This is a genomic window from Leucobacter sp. M11 (assembly GCF_035726885.1).
Lineage (GTDB): Bacteria > Actinomycetota > Actinomycetes > Actinomycetales > Microbacteriaceae > JAPFRB01.
Genome location: NZ_JAPFRB010000001.1, coordinates 676,442 through 692,755, shown reverse-complemented (window position 1 = coordinate 692,755; position 16,314 = coordinate 676,442). Strand labels below are relative to the sequence as shown.

General features: G+C 62.1%; 11 protein-coding genes and 4 pseudogenes. 10 read left to right on the top strand and 5 right to left on the bottom strand.

The window, feature by feature from the left end; all coding sequences use genetic code 11:
* The 3 genes and pseudogenes from OOT08_RS03575 to OOT08_RS03565 all read left to right on the top strand — a co-directional run.
* A pseudogene (locus OOT08_RS03575) lies at positions 1–300 on the top strand (hypothetical protein); the annotation flags it as partial.
* Complete coding sequence (locus OOT08_RS03570; protein ID WP_325091162.1) at positions 297–653, top strand: hypothetical protein; 357 nt, start codon at positions 297–299, stop codon at positions 651–653. The pseudogene OOT08_RS03575 and the gene OOT08_RS03570, both read left to right, overlap by 4 nt.
* Positions 654–1,021: 368 nt before the next feature.
* Positions 1,022–2,284: pseudogene (locus tag OOT08_RS03565) on the top strand (IS3 family transposase).
* 80 nt (positions 2,285–2,364) lie between these two features.
* On the opposite strand, the gene OOT08_RS03560 reads toward OOT08_RS03565, so the two are convergent.
* On the bottom strand, positions 2,365–4,167 hold the full coding sequence (locus tag OOT08_RS03560) for an ABC transporter ATP-binding protein (protein WP_325091161.1): 1,803 nt from the start codon (positions 4,165–4,167) through the stop codon (positions 2,365–2,367).
* Between the two features lie 52 nt (positions 4,168–4,219).
* Here OOT08_RS03560 and OOT08_RS03555 point away from each other — a divergent pair.
* From OOT08_RS03555 to OOT08_RS03545, 3 genes and pseudogenes are all read left to right on the top strand, one after another.
* Positions 4,220–4,552: pseudogene (locus OOT08_RS03555) on the top strand (response regulator); the annotation flags it as partial.
* Positions 4,553–4,681: 129 nt separating this feature from the next.
* The gene (locus OOT08_RS03550; protein ID WP_325091296.1) at positions 4,682–4,978 is read left to right on the top strand and encodes a winged helix-turn-helix domain-containing protein; all 297 of its coding nucleotides are present in this window, start codon (positions 4,682–4,684) and stop codon (positions 4,976–4,978) included.
* Between the two features lie 120 nt (positions 4,979–5,098).
* Positions 5,099–6,466: a sensor histidine kinase gene (locus OOT08_RS03545; RefSeq protein ID WP_325091160.1), complete on the top strand. Its 1,368-nt coding sequence runs from the start codon at positions 5,099–5,101 to the stop codon at positions 6,464–6,466.
* Here the strand turns inward: OOT08_RS03545 and OOT08_RS03540 are convergent.
* Entirely contained in the window at positions 6,405–6,890 is a 486-nt protein-coding gene (locus tag OOT08_RS03540; protein ID WP_325091159.1) for a GtrA family protein, read from the bottom strand. The genes OOT08_RS03545 and OOT08_RS03540 overlap by 62 nt on opposite strands.
* Positions 6,887–8,059 carry an alpha/beta hydrolase gene (locus OOT08_RS03535; protein WP_325091158.1) on the bottom strand — a complete coding sequence of 391 codons (1,173 nt, stop codon included), beginning with the start codon at positions 8,057–8,059 and terminating at the stop codon, positions 6,887–6,889. The genes OOT08_RS03540 and OOT08_RS03535 overlap by 4 nt, the downstream gene beginning before the upstream one ends.
* Before the next feature lie 193 nt (positions 8,060–8,252).
* On the opposite strand from OOT08_RS03535, the gene lysX reads away from it, so the two are divergent.
* Complete coding sequence (lysX, locus tag OOT08_RS03530; protein ID WP_325091157.1) at positions 8,253–11,573, top strand: bifunctional lysylphosphatidylglycerol synthetase/lysine--tRNA ligase LysX; 3,321 nt, start codon at positions 8,253–8,255, stop codon at positions 11,571–11,573.
* On the opposite strand, the gene OOT08_RS03525 is transcribed toward lysX, so the two are convergent.
* Both OOT08_RS03525 and OOT08_RS03520 read right to left on the bottom strand, forming a co-directional pair.
* Positions 11,524–12,741: a heparan-alpha-glucosaminide N-acetyltransferase domain-containing protein gene (locus OOT08_RS03525; RefSeq protein ID WP_325091156.1), complete on the bottom strand. Its 1,218-nt coding sequence runs from the start codon at positions 12,739–12,741 to the stop codon at positions 11,524–11,526. The two genes, lysX and OOT08_RS03525, sit on opposite strands and share 50 nt — an antisense overlap.
* A complete protein-coding gene (locus OOT08_RS03520) occupies positions 12,738–13,460 on the bottom strand; it encodes a DUF998 domain-containing protein (protein WP_325091155.1) in 723 nt (240 codons plus the stop codon). Before OOT08_RS03520 ends, OOT08_RS03525 begins: the two co-directional genes overlap by 4 nt.
* Positions 13,461–13,682: 222 nt before the next feature.
* On the opposite strand from OOT08_RS03520, the gene OOT08_RS03515 reads away from it, so the two are divergent.
* From OOT08_RS03515 to OOT08_RS03505, 3 genes and pseudogenes are all read left to right on the top strand, one after another.
* Entirely contained in the window at positions 13,683–15,065 is a 1,383-nt protein-coding gene (locus OOT08_RS03515; protein ID WP_325091295.1) for a glycosyltransferase family 39 protein, read from the top strand.
* Complete coding sequence (locus OOT08_RS03510) at positions 15,062–15,814, top strand: polyprenol monophosphomannose synthase (RefSeq protein ID WP_325091154.1); 753 nt, start codon at positions 15,062–15,064, stop codon at positions 15,812–15,814. Before OOT08_RS03515 ends, OOT08_RS03510 begins: the two co-directional genes overlap by 4 nt.
* 164 nt (positions 15,815–15,978) lie before the next feature.
* Positions 15,979–16,314: pseudogene (locus OOT08_RS03505) on the top strand (heparan-alpha-glucosaminide N-acetyltransferase domain-containing protein); the annotation flags it as partial.

The following is a 16,314-nucleotide window of genomic DNA, read 5'->3' as shown; positions in this document are numbered from 1 at the left end:
GATCTGGGGATCACCGAGGGCGCGATCCGAGGACTGGTGCGCGCCGCCGAGCAGGACGTCCCCGGCATCATTGTCGGGCGAGTGCGGCTCGAGGGCGAGGCGACCGAACCCGATGAGCCCATCGAGGTCTACGCCGAGGTCAGCATCGCCCACGGTCGACCGATCCCCGAGCTCGTAGAGCGCCTGCGAGGAGCGATCGCGTCACGCCTCGCAGCGCACACGAGCCTGAACGTCATCGGCATCGACATCGTCGTGCACGACCTGCACGACCTGCCGCACCCCGGAAGAGAGACACAATGACAATGAACTCGATGCCGGACCGTGCCCTGGCCACGGACATCGAAGCGGCGATCCTCGCGACGCCAGGAGTGACGACGATCTTCCGCACCGGGACGACGGCCTCGAAGCTCGCCGAGGCAGGAGCCAGGCTTCTCGGCATCCGCGACGCAAAGACGCCCCTCGTAGCCATTGAGAGGACCAGCGAGCAGGTCTCCGTGGACGTCTCCATCGGCGTGACGGGGCCCGCGAGCGTGGTGGACACCGTTTGCCGGCTGCATACCGTCATCGACGCGCTCATCACGCAAGAGACAGGTGGACCTGCTGAGATCCGGATCACCGTTGCCCACATCGACGGAGACGCTCTCGCGGAATAGCTCGCGCGTCTCCCGTCATGCAGCAGACGTTTTCCGCAAGTCCTTGAATCGTGTCGTGTTTGATGGAGGGCGAACCGTTACCGGAAGGAGCCCCTGGCATTAGGCCTGTCCCGTACCCCGTAGAGCTCCGCCAGCGCGCCGTCCGACTCGTGATCGAGGCCCCGGGAGAATCCCGCAACCCGCGATGGTGCGATCACGAGCATTGTGAACAACTCGATCTGTTGCCCGAGACGGTCCGGAAATGAGTACGTCGCGCCGAAATCGACGAGGGCATCCGCTCCGGCACAACCAGTGAAGATGCGGCCCGGATCGATTGAAGCGCCCTGAGTTTGTTGGAGGCTCCTGGCCTTGGAAACGAGGATGGAGTTATGTGGAAGGAACTGGCGAATGGGAAGCCGACGACGCGTCGCTATTCGGTCGAGGAGAAGGCCGCCGCGGTGCGGATGGTGAGGACGCTGCGCGCCGAGCTCGGCGTCACGCAGGGGACGGTCGAGCGGGTCGCGACGCAGCTCGGGTACGGGGTCGAGTCTGTGCGGATGTGGGTGAAGCAGGCCGACGTCGACGATGGCGTCGCGCCGGGCGTGAGCTCGGCCGGGGCGCAGCGGGTGAAAGAGCTCGAGCAAGAGAACCGGGAGCTGCGGCGGGCTCACGAGGTGCTCAAGCGGGCTACGTCTTTCTTCGTTGCGGAGCTCGACCGCCACTTCCGGAGGTAGTGGCGGTCATCGACGCGAACAAGGACGACCTGGTGGACGGTTGCCGGCTCGGAGTCGAGCTCATCTGCAGACTGCTGCACGTGGCTCCGAGCAGCTACTACGCTGCCAAGACGCGCGCACCCTCAGCGCGGACGCTGCGGGACGAGGTGCTGGTCTCGCAGTTGGTCGAGATCTGGGAGACCAACTGCCGCGTTTATGGGGTCCGCAAGCTCTGGAAGGCCGCCCGGCGGCGGGGATCACGATCGGTCGCGACCAGACCGCCAGGCTGATGCGCGCAGCGGGCGTTGAGGCGCAAGGCGTTCGAAGCGCGTGAAGACGACGAGGCCGGATCCGGCGTCGGCGCGGCACCCGGATCTGGTCAAGCGGGAGTTCACCGCGACCGCCCCGAACCGGCTCTGGGTCACCGACCTGACATTCGTGCCGACCTGGGCGGGTGTCGCCTATGTGTGCTTCATCGTCGATGCGTTCTCCCGGATGATCGTGGGTTGGCGGGTCGCGTCGCACATGCGCACCGGGATGGTCCTCGACGCGAGCGAGATGGCCCGCTGGTCGAGAGGCCGCCATCACGAGGATCTACGGTGTCACAGCGACGCGGGGTCTCAATTCACGTCGATTCGCTACGGCGAACGCCTCGCAGAAATCGGCGCGACCCCGTCAATCGGCACGGTCGGCGATTCGTATGACAACGCCCTGGCGGAGACCGTGAACGGCTACTACAAGACCGAACTCGTCCGCGGACCCGCACGATCAGGGCCGTGGAAGACGATCGAGGAGCTCGAGCTCGCGACACTCGGCTGGGTGAACTGGCACAACACGCAGCGCCTCCACGGCTACCTTGGCGACGTCCCGCCCGCCGAGTTCGAGAACACGTTCTATGCTGTCGCCAACGACCACAATCCGCTGGTCGGAATCAAATAGCGCGAGTCTCCATCAAACCCAGAGCGCTTCACATCAGATCCAGACGCACGAAGGGGTTTGTGCGGGGTGGAGTGGGCGTATCAGCTGATGCGTAACGCAGAGACGAGCCCGAGATATAGCGGGCTGGTCCGGAGGAGTTCACTGTGTGTGCCCATCGACTGGACCAGCCCTTTGTCCATAACGAGGATCTGGTCGGCGTCGACGACGGTTGAAAGGCGATGAGCAATCGTCACCACCAGTGCTTCTGTGGAGAGTTCGTCAATCACGCGATGAATCGCCGATTCCGTGAGGCTGTCCAGCTGTGCGGTCGCTTCGTCCAAGAGAAGTATCTCGGGAGGCCTTACGATCGCGCGTGCCACCCCGACCCTCTGCAATTGTCCGCCCGACAGGCTGCTGGCGTTGATCGGTTGGTCCAATCCTAGTGGAAAGTCCTCGATCGTGTCTCGGAGTCCGACAGCTTCAAGCGCTGCCCATAGCTCGTCGTCGCTGGCTTCTGGATACCGGTAGGCAATGTTGTAGCGGACTGAACCCACGAACAGTCTGGTCTCTTGTTCGACAAAGGCGATCCGTGCGCGAATGGCCTCCAATGACAGCTTCTGATAATCCTCTCCGTTCATACGCATGGTTCCAGTCTCAGGCCGGTAGAACCCCAGGAGGAGTGAGAACAGGCTCGTCTTCCCTGCACCTGAAGGCCCGACGATCGCGATTCTGCCTCTGTGTGGCAGTGCAAGTGAGAGGCCTCTGACCGCAGGTGTTGTCGCGCCTGGGTACGTGAAAGTGACTTGCTCGAACGCCAGTGCCGTCGATTCGGTGCTCGCCGCAGGGACGGGGTCTCCGGCTTGTGTGTCTTCGGTAGCGATGTCGTCTGTCTCGCGAATGCGGGCCGCTGCGGCCGAGCCGGCCTGGAGCTCCGCCACATACATTGTCAGCGAGCCTACGGGTTCGACCAGCTGAAACGCGTAGAGCAGGAAGGCTACGAGCGTGGACACTTCGAGCAGACCGGCTCCAATCCGCCAAGCCCCTACTGACAAGATCACGAGAATCCCGAACTGGATTCCTGTGGATGCAAACGACCACGCGAACGCCTCAGTCCGATTCGCTCGTTTACCTTGCCGCATCGCTTCGCGGGCCTCATGTAACACTCGTTGCTCTTCGGTCAATTCTGCACGTGCCGCTTTCATCGTGCGAACCGCCCGCACCCCGCCCTCGAGGATCGAGCCAAGCCGGCCCACGGCTTCTTGCGCGCGTCGCTGGGCAGCGCCAATCCGGGGCATGAGACGTCCAGCAAGGACACCGACGATGATGATGCAGGTGATCGCCACAAGGAACAGAGCCAGATCCAGAAACGCCATCAGTGCGAGGGCGCCGATGAGCGCGATGCACTCGTTGATGAGGTTCACCAGCGCCGATGACGTCGCTTCCCGCAGCAGCACGGTATCCGATGTCACTCTCGTGACAACCTCGCCGGAGGAGCGGGCCTGTATGTCGGACACTCGTCCTCGGAAGAACCGTCTGACGAGCAGTGAGCGTACCGAGAATACGACGTCTTCGGCGAGGTTCCCCAACAGCACCGCCTGGGCGAAGCCCACCCCGCTCCCGATGATCACGAGACCGAGAAGCGCAGCGATCGGACGCGCCATGTCGTGCGGAGTACCAACGGCGTCAAGGATCTGTTTCGTAATTAGAGGCGTAGTGAGTGCGGCCGCGGTAGAACCGAGGCCGAGCAGAAAGCCGAGCGCTAAGCGGCGCCAGTGAGGTCTGACGAAGTGCCATAAAGCCCGCATGTGGGGCCCTCTAAAGGCTTCAGAGGTTGTGGATTTCCCATCAGGGTCAAGGTCGGATTTCATGATCCCTCGACCGTAATCACGCTGGGTAAGTGCCACCTAAGTCTGCAGAGATCGGGGCCGGTGCTTACATCGCACTTATCTTGCGCACATGTTGATGGTGACAATGGGAAGGGTGGAACCTGATTCAGTAGTCGCGCAGTCGCCGATCCGAGTGTTGATCGTTGACGACGAACCAAGTCTCCGTCATCTCCTTTCTGCTGTGCTCCGTCGCCAAGGGTGGCACGTCGAGGTCGCGAGTACCGGCTATGCCGCGATCGAGGCCGCTCGCCGGATTCATCCACATCTCATCGTGTTGGATATTACGTTGCCGGACATTGATGGTGTCCAAGTGCTTCGCTCGATCCGAGGTGAACTGCCAGAGACCATGGTGCTGTTCCTTACTGCGAACAGTAAGGTCTCCCATCGCATCGGCGGGATCGCGGCAGGCGGAGATGACTATGTCACCAAGCCGTTCAGTGTAGAGGAGGTGGTAGTTCGCCTCCGGGGGCTCCTCCGCCGAAGCCCGATGATGTCGGCCAGCGCGCCGACACCAATATTGGAGGTGGGTGACTTGAAACTGAATGAGGATAGCCACGAGGTCTCTCGCGGGGGCACCGACATCCGGTTGACCGCGACGGAGTTCTCGCTGCTGAGATTCTTGATGCTCAATGCTGATCGGGTGCTGAGCAAAGAACAGATCCTGGACCGCGTGTGGGAGTACGACTTTGGGAGGGAATCGAATATCGTTGAGATTTACATCTCTTATCTCCGGAAGAAGATCGACCACGGTCGCAGCCCGATGATTCATACTCTTCGCCGAGTGGGGTACATCCTCCGAGCAGGTACCCCAGTCGAGCAGGAGTCCTAAGTGCGTGCCGAGCGGAGGGTGCGGACGACGCGTGGTCGTTTAGTCGTCGTAGTATCTGGACTGCTCACCGCCACCCTCCTTGCATTGGGAAGCACGTCCGTTGGGATCTTGCGATCGAGCATGATCTCGCAGGTGGAATCGACCCTGTATCTCTCGAGCGACAGTGCGCTCACGCAAGTGAGCAACTCGTTGGAGCAGACCGGTGAGCTGCCGACGCTCGATGACTTCTCGATTGTGATACCACCGGACGGGTTCTTCCTCGTATTGAACGGACGCGACCCGCGACTCTCCGCTTTTTTTACGCGCGACTTTGACTATCGGACTCTTTCGATGGCCGAGATTCGAGAGATACGAGCTCAGCCCTTTGCGATCAAAGACACCCTGTCAATGGGGTTGAGCGCGGCAGGGCACTTCCTGGTGACCGCCGACGTCGTTGAGGGCGCTGAAGGCGCGGAATACACGGTCATTACAGGCGTGGGGTTGAACGAGACAAACGCTGTTATCACCACCTATGTCATTTGGATGTCGGTGGCCGGGTTAGCGCTGGCGGCTGTGACCGCGGCACTCGGATACCGACTGGTGTCACGTGAGTTAACCCCGCTGGAGCATGTCGCACACATCGCGCAACAAGTGACGGCAACCCCCTTGTCGACCGGTGAGGTGTCCCCGCAGGGCCGGGTGCCGCGTGACCCGAGATTGCGAGGCTCTGAAGCGGATCGTGTCGCGAAGGCACTCAATCTTCTGCTGGAGCACGTCGAATCCTCACTCAACGCGCGGCACCGAGCAGAGGAATCGATGCGTCGCTTCATCGCGGAGGCGAGCCACGAGTTGCGCAATCCTCTGGCGTCGATCCTGGGATACGCTGACTTCTATGCGCAGCCCGGTGCCGACGCAGAAGAGATGGGGATTGCACTGGGCCGAGTGAGGGCCGAGGCGCGGCGGATGAGTACGCTCGTGAACGATCTCCTGCTCCTGGCCCGACTTGACGCAGATCCACAGCTGAACGTGAATCGCATCGACTTGTCTCAGGTGGTGCTGGAGACCGTGTCCGATACCCGCTTTGTCTTTCCTGAGCACTCTTGGCAGATCTCAGTGCCTGACGGGGCCGTGATCATTGATGGTGACGAAGATGCCATCCGCCAGATGCTCTTGAATCTTGTGGCCAATGCCGGATATCACACACCTCCGGGTACCCGCGTACTCGTCTCCATCCAGCAGACCGAACAGCAGACCGAGCTCGCAGTCACAGACGACGGACCCGGCATTCCCGCCTCTGCGCTCCCCAGGCTGTTCGATCGGTTTACTCAAGCGGGAGAGTCCGCGACTCGGACGTCCACTGTCGGCCTCGGCCTAGCGATCGTGAAAGCACTCGCATCGGCGTCCGGATTCGAGGTCGGTGTGGATTCAAACGCGGATGGATCCCGGTTCACGGTGACGATTCCGCGGCGACCGCCGGTTGAGGGGCGTCGAGAGTCTGCGGTGGTGTGACTCCTGTGAACACCCAGCGTCGGTAGAGTGCAAACCGCACGGCAGCACCGAGCACGAGACCGACGACGTTACTAGCGATGTTGTCAGCGAGGGCAGAGGTCAGCCCCAGAAGCACGTGCGAGATGAACAGGCATGTCAGCGGTACCAGCATGGCACCAATGCTGATCACGAAGAACCTAAGCATCTCGCGCCCCGGTGCCATGGTGCGCTCCGCCGCGAACGACCAGTATCGGTTCCCGACCCAATTCACCGCGATGGCAGCGACCGTCGATACGAACTTCGCCACCAGCACGGCACCCGCGAAAGACTCCTTGTCGAGCACTGTTGAGCGCAACAGGTTGAAGAGCGCGACGTCGACGATCAGGCCGGTGAGGCCCACCATTCCAAACGCCGCGAGCTGGCGGAAAAGTGCCCACAGCTTCACGGGGTCTCCCAACCGAGTTGAGTCGCGGCCCACAGGAGACCATAGGGCATGACCGTCCGCGCCGTAGTCCAGTTGTGCGCGAGACCGGGAAGTACCCGGAGTGTGGTGGTCTGGCCCTGGCCGCGCAACGCGTCCCGGATTTGTGTTGCTTCGACTGTCGATTCCCCATCCCCCTGGCCCATGAAGATCTTCTGCGGGGTTGCACCGTTACGCGCCGCGATGACCTCCAACGGAGAGTTGTGCGTTTTCGCTTCAGGATTCGCGACGATCCGTGGGGTGTACGGCGTCGCGTAGGGCATGATGGATATCACTCCGCCGAAGAGATCCGGGTGATGCAGGCCATAGAGGAGCGAAGCCAGACCTCCCGAAGACATGCCCGCCACGACGCGATGCTCAGCGTCGGCTCGTGTGCGGAAATTCGTGTCCGCCCACGTCACGACATCCTTGGTGACAAACGTCTCGAGTTTCGGTCCATCGGGTATGTCGAGGGGCTCCTCCTCGACACGGTCAACACTGGCATTCAGATCGGGTGAAACAACGATTGCCGGGGGAATGCTGCCGTTGTTGATCAACGTATCCAGCAGGTAGTCGATGCGTCCGCCCGCGAACCAGTCGGCCGCACTCCCGGGAGACCCGTGCAACACATAAATGACCGGATACCGATCAGTGTTCCCCGCTTTGTCGTATCCGGGCGGCAGGTACACCCATGCCCCAGTATCGGGGACTTTCTCAGTTGATGACGGAACCGCCGCGAGAAACGAGTACCCCCGGTCATCGGTCGTGACACGTTCAGGATTTTCCCCCGTGGGTGTTGCACCGGAGGGGGCAGACACGGCTGTCTGGGGGAAGTCCGTGACGGGCTCTCTCACCTTGTCATCCATCCAGCGCGAGAACGTCGCCACGGACGGAAAATAGCCAACCCAGGTGTTGACCCCGAACGCGAGAGCTACCACGAGACACATGGAACCCAGCACGCCCCACCCCGTGGCGCTCAGCACACGGCGGCTTCGCTGCCGCCCGTTTCGGCGACAGGCCGACCGCACAGCCAGCATGACGGCGGCCGTCGTGAGGAGGAGCGCCAAGGCCGTAGGCCAGTAAGTCGACAACAGGTCGACCCCAGGGTCTTGCAGGAGCGAGGCTGGCACATCGATGGGGCCGTCCGGGTCCATGAAGACACTCCTTGCAGATCGAGACTCGTGTCGTATGCAAGCCCATTTGGGCCATGACTTCGAGCGTATGAGAGAGGCAGCCCGCCGGAGGCCCAAACGAAGGGAAGTCATATCTGGCACTTACATAACAGTTAGATCATTGCTCAGCGGCAGCTGCCATCAGCGAAGAACCCGAGCCGAGAGAGGACCCGACATGAACGCACTGACCCGCGAGGCCACCTCGGAGCGGACATCGATCCCGAAAACACGCATCTCCACAGTCACCGGAGAGGACCGATTGCCGGCCCCGCGGCGGCTCAAGAACATAATTTCGGGGGTGCCGTTGTGGTCGGGCCGCGTGCTGCAAGTAGTTTCGTTGACAATGCTGGTCATTGCGTTCACCAATGTCGCCCTCCCGGATGGCGTGTACTGGGCAGCATCGTACTTCGCCGTCTTCGGACTCAGCCCCGAGCCGTTCGTGTTCAACGCGGTTCTGCTATTCATCGTGGGGAGTGCTGCGAAGCGGAGGCTGCGCGGGGCCATGCTTTTCCTGGTGCTCTTCGAAATTCCCACTGTGTTGATGCCCCTTGTGAATCTGATCAGCCTCGGTCAAGGCGGGCGGGCATTCATCGCCGACGGAGGAGCTGTGGACCTGGTCTCCGCGGTGATAGCTGCTGCGTTCATCGGTCTTCTCGTTGCGTCTCGATATGAGTTCTCGGCCCGCGTGGAACCCGTCTCGTACGTACGTGCCATGGTGGTGTTCGCCGGAGGCGTGGGTATCGCGGTCCTCGTGGGGGGACTGCTGCCGCAATCGTCTGACGGTCAATCACTTCCAGCTGCAGATCGCTGGCTCTGGTCGCTGCATGCCGCTACTGGCTTCTATCCCAGCGACTGGCTGCTTGACGGTTCCACTGGAGGATTGAGCGCGGGGGCAGAGGTTGTCGTCACTTCGCTCTCTGCGGCCGCTCTCCTGGTGTCGCTGTGGCTGATTCTGCGCAGCGCACGTCAACGGCGATTTCTTTCCGAAGCGGAGGAACTGGGCGTTCGCCGCGTGTTGCGCAACAACCAGACTGACGACTCCTTGGCGTACTTTGCTACCCGACGGGATAAGTCCGTCGTGTTTTCCCCTGAGCGCTCTGCAGCGGTCTCATATCGTGTGGTGAATGGTGTGGCTTTGGCCAGTGGCGACCCGCTCGGCCCTGAGCACGCGTGGGACGCTGCGATTGGCGAGTGGCTGACGATCAGTCAGCGCTACGGGTGGCGTCCGGCGGTGCTCGCAGCGACCGAGCGGGGGGCTGACCACTATGCTCGACATGGGATGCGCGGGATGGCACTCGGCGAGGAGGCGATCATCCCTACTGGCGGCGCTCAGGCCGTTTCGCTGCTCCAGTCGCCCCAGATGGAGGCTTCACGTCGGCGCGCCACACGTGCGGGGTACACCGTGGACATTGCACGTCAACACGAGGTCTCTCGCGAGACTCTGGCGCGCATCGAAGGGTTGGCTGCCTCGTGGCGAGGCGCGGAAAGCGAACGCGGGTTCTCCATGGCGCTCTCGCGTGTGGGAGATCAGAGCGACAGCGATGCGCTCATCGTCACCGCCCGCGACGCTGCAGGCGCGATCCAGGCGGTATTGATCTTTGTGCCTTGGAACCAGGATGGGCTCTCTCTCGACCTGATGCGTCGGAGTCCAAAAGCCGTCAATGGGGTCAACGAGTTCATGGTGTCTTCGCTGATCGCTGCATCAAACGGCCTCGGGGTACGTCGGATCTCGCTCAACTTCGCCGTGTTCCGAGACACCATCGTCAGAGGTGCCCGCGTTGGCGCCGGGCCCGTGCTCCGGATGAAGCGCAGGCTCCTCCTGGCGCTCTCGAAATTCTGGCAGCTCGAGTCACTTCGGCGGGCAAACGAAAAGTACGACCCGATATGGCGTACTCGATTTGTCATGTGGTCTCGGCACACATCCGCCAGTGCTGTGATGCTCGCTGTCGCGCGAGCTGAAGGCTTCGCGGGCCCACTGAACCGACACCTTGGCACGTCTAAAGAGCAGAGGACTCCTGCCTTCTTCGAAGCGCTCAAGGCGGAGCGCGGGCTGACCCAGCTGGAGCACGCAGAGATCGCTCCCATGTCGCCACGCGCGGCCACGGTCTTTGCGATGCGTGCGCGCGGTGTCGATCCGTATCCACCAAAGGTGCCGCGTACACACAGCATCGCGGCACTGCAGAGCATGACTTCAGGGAGGGTATCTGTTACCGGACGTGTGCAGGCCCGGCGTCGTCATGGTGGTATCACGTTTCTCGATATCGTCGAGCAACACTGCCGCTTCCAGATCATCGCCACAGCCCATGGCACGGCCGACTATCATGCACTCACTCGTGCATTGGCGGGGGACATCATTTCCGCCACGGGGGAAATCGGGCGCAGTAGCGCCGGAGAGCCGAGTCTCTTCGCTGAGCACTGGGCCTACGCAGCGAAGTCTCTCAGGCAACCGCCCAACCCTCGCACGGGCCTGAAGGATCCCGAGATGCAGGTTCGCCAGCGGCATGTGCACCTGGCCACCTCGGTTGAAGCCACCTCACTCCTGCGCACCCGCTCCCGGGCGGTCCAAGCGCTCCGCGACCGGCTCCTTCAAGAGGGCTACCTCGAGGTTGAGACCCCGATCCTGCAACGCACGCACGGTGGAGCCAACGCCCGCCCGTTCCGCACACACATCAATGCCTACCGTCGCGACCTGTCACTGAGAATCGCCCCGGAACTCGCGCTGAAGAAACTGATTGTCGCTGGGCTCCCTCAAGTGTTCGAGATCGGAAGGAACTTCCGGAATGAGGGGGTGGACAGCACACACAACCCTGAGTTCACCGCAATGGAGGCCTATCGTGCGTACGCCGACTACACCGACATGCGAGAGCTCGCGGAACGCCTCATCAAAGACATGCTCAGCGTCGTCTCGGGCACTCCCACCCTCATTGACCCTTCCGGCGCAAGTGTCGACGTCTCGGGCCCGTGGCGGGTGATCTCCGTCTGTGACGCGCTCACCGAACGAGTGGGGATGACCATCTCCCCGGACATGGACGTGGAGACACTCCAGGAAATTTGTATCATCTACGGAGTGCGGCCTGCCGCCGGGAACACAACGGGGATGCTCATCGAAAAGCTGTATGAAGAGCTGGTGGAGTCAGAAACCACCCTTCCGACCTTCTACACTGATTTCCCTTCGGACACCTCCCCGCTCGCTCGCCCGCACCGCCACGTCGACGGGTTGTCCGAACGCTGGGACCTCGTGGCGTTCGGTATGGAACTCGGCACCGCCTATACAGAATTGGTGGACCCTATCGAGCAACGTCGCCGCCTGACCGTTCAGTCCATGTTGGCGGCGGGAGGAGATCCGGAGGCCATGCAACTCGACGAGGATTTTCTCACGGCTCTCGAGTTTGGTATGCCTCCCACCGGGGGGCTGGGCCTGGGTGTTGATCGAATCGTGATGGCCGCTACCGGCGCGACAATCCGGCAGACACTCGCTTTCCCATTCGTTCGATAGCCGCCGTCGCCTTCCCGAGAAGCCACTCGAGGGGGCCGTAGCGGAACCGGCGCATCCATAGCCAGGAGAACACGAGGAGCCCTCCGGTGAACGCGGCAAGCATGTACTCGCTCTGGGCCCCGCGGAAGGAATGGCCGGTGGTTGCGTGGATGGTCGCCATCGCCACGATATGCGCCGCGTACACTGAGAGCACCATCGCTCCCAATGGGGTGACGAACAGGATGAGCCGGCCGACAGTCCGCTTTATCCAGCATCGAGCATTCCCTGCCCAACGGCCCAGGTCGCCACATGGCAGCAATACGGCGAGCGTCAATGCGCAGACGCCCAAACATCCGATCACGTCGGCCCAGCTGCCTGAATGCGGGGCTGGAACCAGCAGCCACATCCAGCTTCCGGTAGGCGTTACTCCGCTCTCTCCGAAGAACATGCGTGCAAACTGCTGCTCCACACTGAAGCCTTTTTGGGGGGAGATCGACTCCATAATGCGCGCAGTAAGACCGTCGGCGAAGAGGAACCCGGAGACGGCGTATCCGACACTCATCAGCGCTGCACCGACACCGGCGAGCCTCAGTCGGACCTGCGGCGAGGAGAGGTCTAGCCGGCCGACCGCCAACCCCGCCAGCACATAGGGCATCCACGTCAACGCTGGATAGTCTCCTCCGACGAGTTCGTTCGAGAGCATATCGTCGGGCAGCGCGGTTGACTGTCTCAGGAGAAATGACAGGGCCGGGCCGGCTATCGTCCACGCCGCGGTGAGGATGAGCAGTGCGCGGACGCCGAGTCTACGGAATGGGAGCACCAACACGAACCACACACTGAACGACACGAGGATGACAACAACGGGGGTGCCCAAGCTGATCAGGAGCAACCCGCAAACCGCAAGGAGCGTCGCGCGGATCAGCGTGGGGATCGCCGCCGGCTGCGTGGACCCGTTCTCGCGACTTCGTCCCAGGTTCAGCGACAAGCCTGCAGCGAAGGCGAACATCGCTGGCATTCGCGAGTGGAAGACTTCCCATTCCCAATGCACTGTGCCGAAGGCTTCTCCGGGCGTCCATGCAGATGGTCCCACGTGGGCGACGAGCATGCCGAACACCGCTACCGCGCGAAACAGATCTAGCCCAAGGAGACGAGTGCTCGGCTGACGGCACTCGGGCGACCGCGCGCTCATGAAGCGTTCCTGATGGTCGCAGGCGACGTACCAAGGAGATGCGTGCGGCTGCGGGCTGAGATGATTCCGAAGCCGGCGATGTAGGCGCTCACGAGCAGCACTTGCGCTCGTTGCGCATATCCGCCTCCATCGAGAAGCTGGCCGTCAGCCATGCTGCGCACCGCGAGCACCGAAACGATGATCGTCACCGCGGTGAGTGCTCCCACACCTCCGAGCACCAGCCAGCGTTCAAGGAGACGAGCAGGGGCGCGATCTCGTGTCACCGAGATCGCGAGAAGAATGGCCGACAGGAGTACCGCGATGAGTGCTGCTGAACTGCTCAGCGTGTGGACCTGGTGCGTGGTCCCCAGGGTGTTGGCTGCGTCAGCCGCGGCACACTGTGCGCTAGCAGATGTTGCGCACGCCATGGGAGACGCGGCGTCGAGGAGTGTGAGACACGCGAATGCAGCGAACGTGAATGCGGATGCAGACCTCGTTCCGCGAACTCGCGGTTTCTGACGCCCGAGAAAGAGAGCGCAGAGGATGAGCGCACCTGTCAGACCGTCGAGCATCCGAAACAGTGGGCTGGTCGGCTGATCGACCGCCGCGAGCTCGGAAAGGTAAGACCGCGCCGGGTCGAGAGGAAAGCCCACCAGGGCTTCCCATGGCACCCCTGCATAGGTGACCGCTGCGGCCAGCAGGAGGATGAGGGACGTGGTCTTTCGCCAATCTGCATACACGACGCCAGGTTAGGTCCGCGCACTAAGACGCAGATAAGCGTCTCACTTAATGCGCGCTTACCTTCGCCAATTAGCGTCAACTCTGTGATAGCAGATCTTGATACGGTGACTCCCGCTGTGGGCACTCCGTCGCGGCAGCGATTACCCCGCAGAGCCCTCGCGCCGGCTGCGGTGGGGGTCGGAGCTGCCCTTCTCTCGGGGATCGCCATCGGGGTGCCATCGATGTGGGGGGACGAAGCCGCCAGCGTGATGTCTGCGCAACGACCGTGGGATTCGCTTTGGGCGATGGCGGCGAACGTCGATGCGGTTCATGTGGTGTACTACGCGCTACTACATCTCTGGGTCGACCTATTCGGCGCCTCCGCTTTCTCTGTTCGGCTTCCCAGCGCCCTCGCGATCGGAGCGACCGCAGCGGGGGTATACACACTCTGCCGCATGCTGGCAGACTCCCGAGTTGCCCTGATCGCGAGCATCGCGTGCATTCTGGTGCCCCGTATCGGTTTTATGGCAGCTGAAGCCCGTTCGGCCGCTCTGTCGGCTGCGCTGGTGACGTGGCTCACGGTTTTGCTTGTGCACCTCATACGAACCCAGGAGAGCCGAGCGCGCTTCTGGGTGGTGTACGGAGGCCTGCTCGTCGTGAGTGTCAATCTTTTCCTCTACACCGCATTGATCGCCGCCGTACACATGGTGTGCCTGATCGTGCTCGGGACCCCTCGTTCGCTCTGGAAGCGCTGGTTGATCGCATCTTTGATCGCCGGAGTGGCATGTATTCCGTTTGTGATCGTAGCGAAGGGCCAGCACGGTCAGATCGCCTTCCTCGCTAATCGCGACGTGACGACACCTGATGCGCTCCTGGTCAAGCAGTGGTTCGGCTCGTTGCCCATCGCGGTGGTGGCCTGGCTCGCAATAGTGTTCGTAGTGATCTGGGCGGTACGTTGCGGACGACGTTCGTCACAACGTCCGGAGGACGTCGCGCTGCGTAACCTGATCTGGATCTCACTTGCGTGGTTGCTCCTGCCTGCTTTACTTCTTCTGCTCGCGAACGCAGTCGCGGGGCCGTTGTACACCGGGAGATACCTGTCTTTCAGTGCTCCGGCAGCCGGCATCGTCTTCGCGGTGGCCATCAGCCTGCTGAGACCCCGCGGTGCGGCGATCGCTGCAGGCGCGCTCGCCCTTGTGCTCGCCGTGCCGTTTGCGGTCTCGCAGCGCACGGAGAATGCGAAGTTCGGGAGTGACTGGGCGCAGGTATCTGCCTACGTCGAAGCTCATAGCAGACCAGGCGACGGGGTTGTCTTCGATGAGGGTGTTCGCCCGTCTCGCAAACCACGCCTCGCGCTTCGCCTCTACCCGGAGGGTTTCCGCAACACCACCGATCTGGGGCTTATCCAGTCCTATGACCAGACGGACGGCCTCTGGGACAAGGTGATGCTGTTGGCAGACATCCCCGACATTCTCGATGGACGCGAGCGCGTCTGGGTCGTCGCCCGGTCCCAGAACGGGACAAGCGATGACGAACGCACGCTGAAGACAGCGGGTTATGAGCTCACCGATACGCATTGGCTCGCTCGCGATGTCATCCTCCTCTACACGAAAGGCACCTCATGAGAACACTCGTCATCGTCCCCACCTACAACGAGGCAGCGAACATCTTGCACGTCCTCGACGAGATCAGTATCTATCTGCCCGAGGCAGACGTGCTCGTTGTCGATGACAACTCTCCCGACGGCACCGGAGCTTTGGTCTCCGCCGCCACGCAGATAAACCCCAGCATCTCTCTGCTCTCTCGATCAGAGAAGAGCGGGCTGGGCGGTGCGTATCGCGCGGGTTTCGCCCACGCACTTGCGCACGGCTACGACATCATCGTCGAGATGGATGCAGACGGCTCGCACCCCGCACAGCGCCTACCGGCGCTGGTAGCTGCGCTTTCCACGTCTGATCTGGCGATAGGTAGCCGGTGGGTGAATGAGGGAGACGCGTCCGGGTGGTCCTTCCACCGACACCTCCTCTCGCGCATGGCGAGCACTTATGTGCGATGGATGCTGGGAACACCAGTCGCTGACGCGACGAGTGGGTTCCGTGCTTTCCTGGCCGAAACCCTCTCCAGTATCGACGCTTCGTCTACAAGCTCAAATGGGTACAGTTTCCAGATCGAGACCCTCCACCGTGCGCACCAGTGCGAGTTGACGATTTCTGAGGTGCCTATTTCATTTGCAGAACGAGAGCACGGCACATCGAAGATGTCATTCGGGATCATCACCGAAGCGCTTACTCGTGTCGCTCATTGGCGCCGCCACCCGTTCCGCCCATCTGCGCAAAGCGGTTCAGCCGCCGTGTCTATGAATACGGAAGCCTGAGCATGGCGAGCCGCATGATCCCGGTGGGCGCAGTACCCACACCCACGCTCAACCAAGAGTCGACTGCGACGACTCGACGGTCATTCCGCCAAGCACTGCAGGACTTCGGTCGCGCACCTCGTCTCATGGGCATCGACGTAGCCCGAGGGCTTGCCGTGTTTGGAATGATCGGCGTCCACGCGGGTATCGCCGTTACGTTCGACGCGACCAACCCTCTCACCTGGACCGCATTGGTCGAGGGCCGCTCATCGATCCTCTTCGCTCTGGTGGCTGGCATCTCTGTCGCCTTCGCCACCGGAATGCGCACGAGACCGCAGGGAGAGGCGTTGCGCAGTGCACGACTGCGCATGGCCGGCCGAGCCCTCGCTGTTCTCGCGATCGGACTAGCGCTCGAGCTCCTCGGCAGCAGCATTTCTGTGATCCTTCCGATCTACGGGTTGCTATTTCTGATTCTGATTCCGTTTCTCGGCCTCCGACGCCGCACGTTGATCATCACCGCT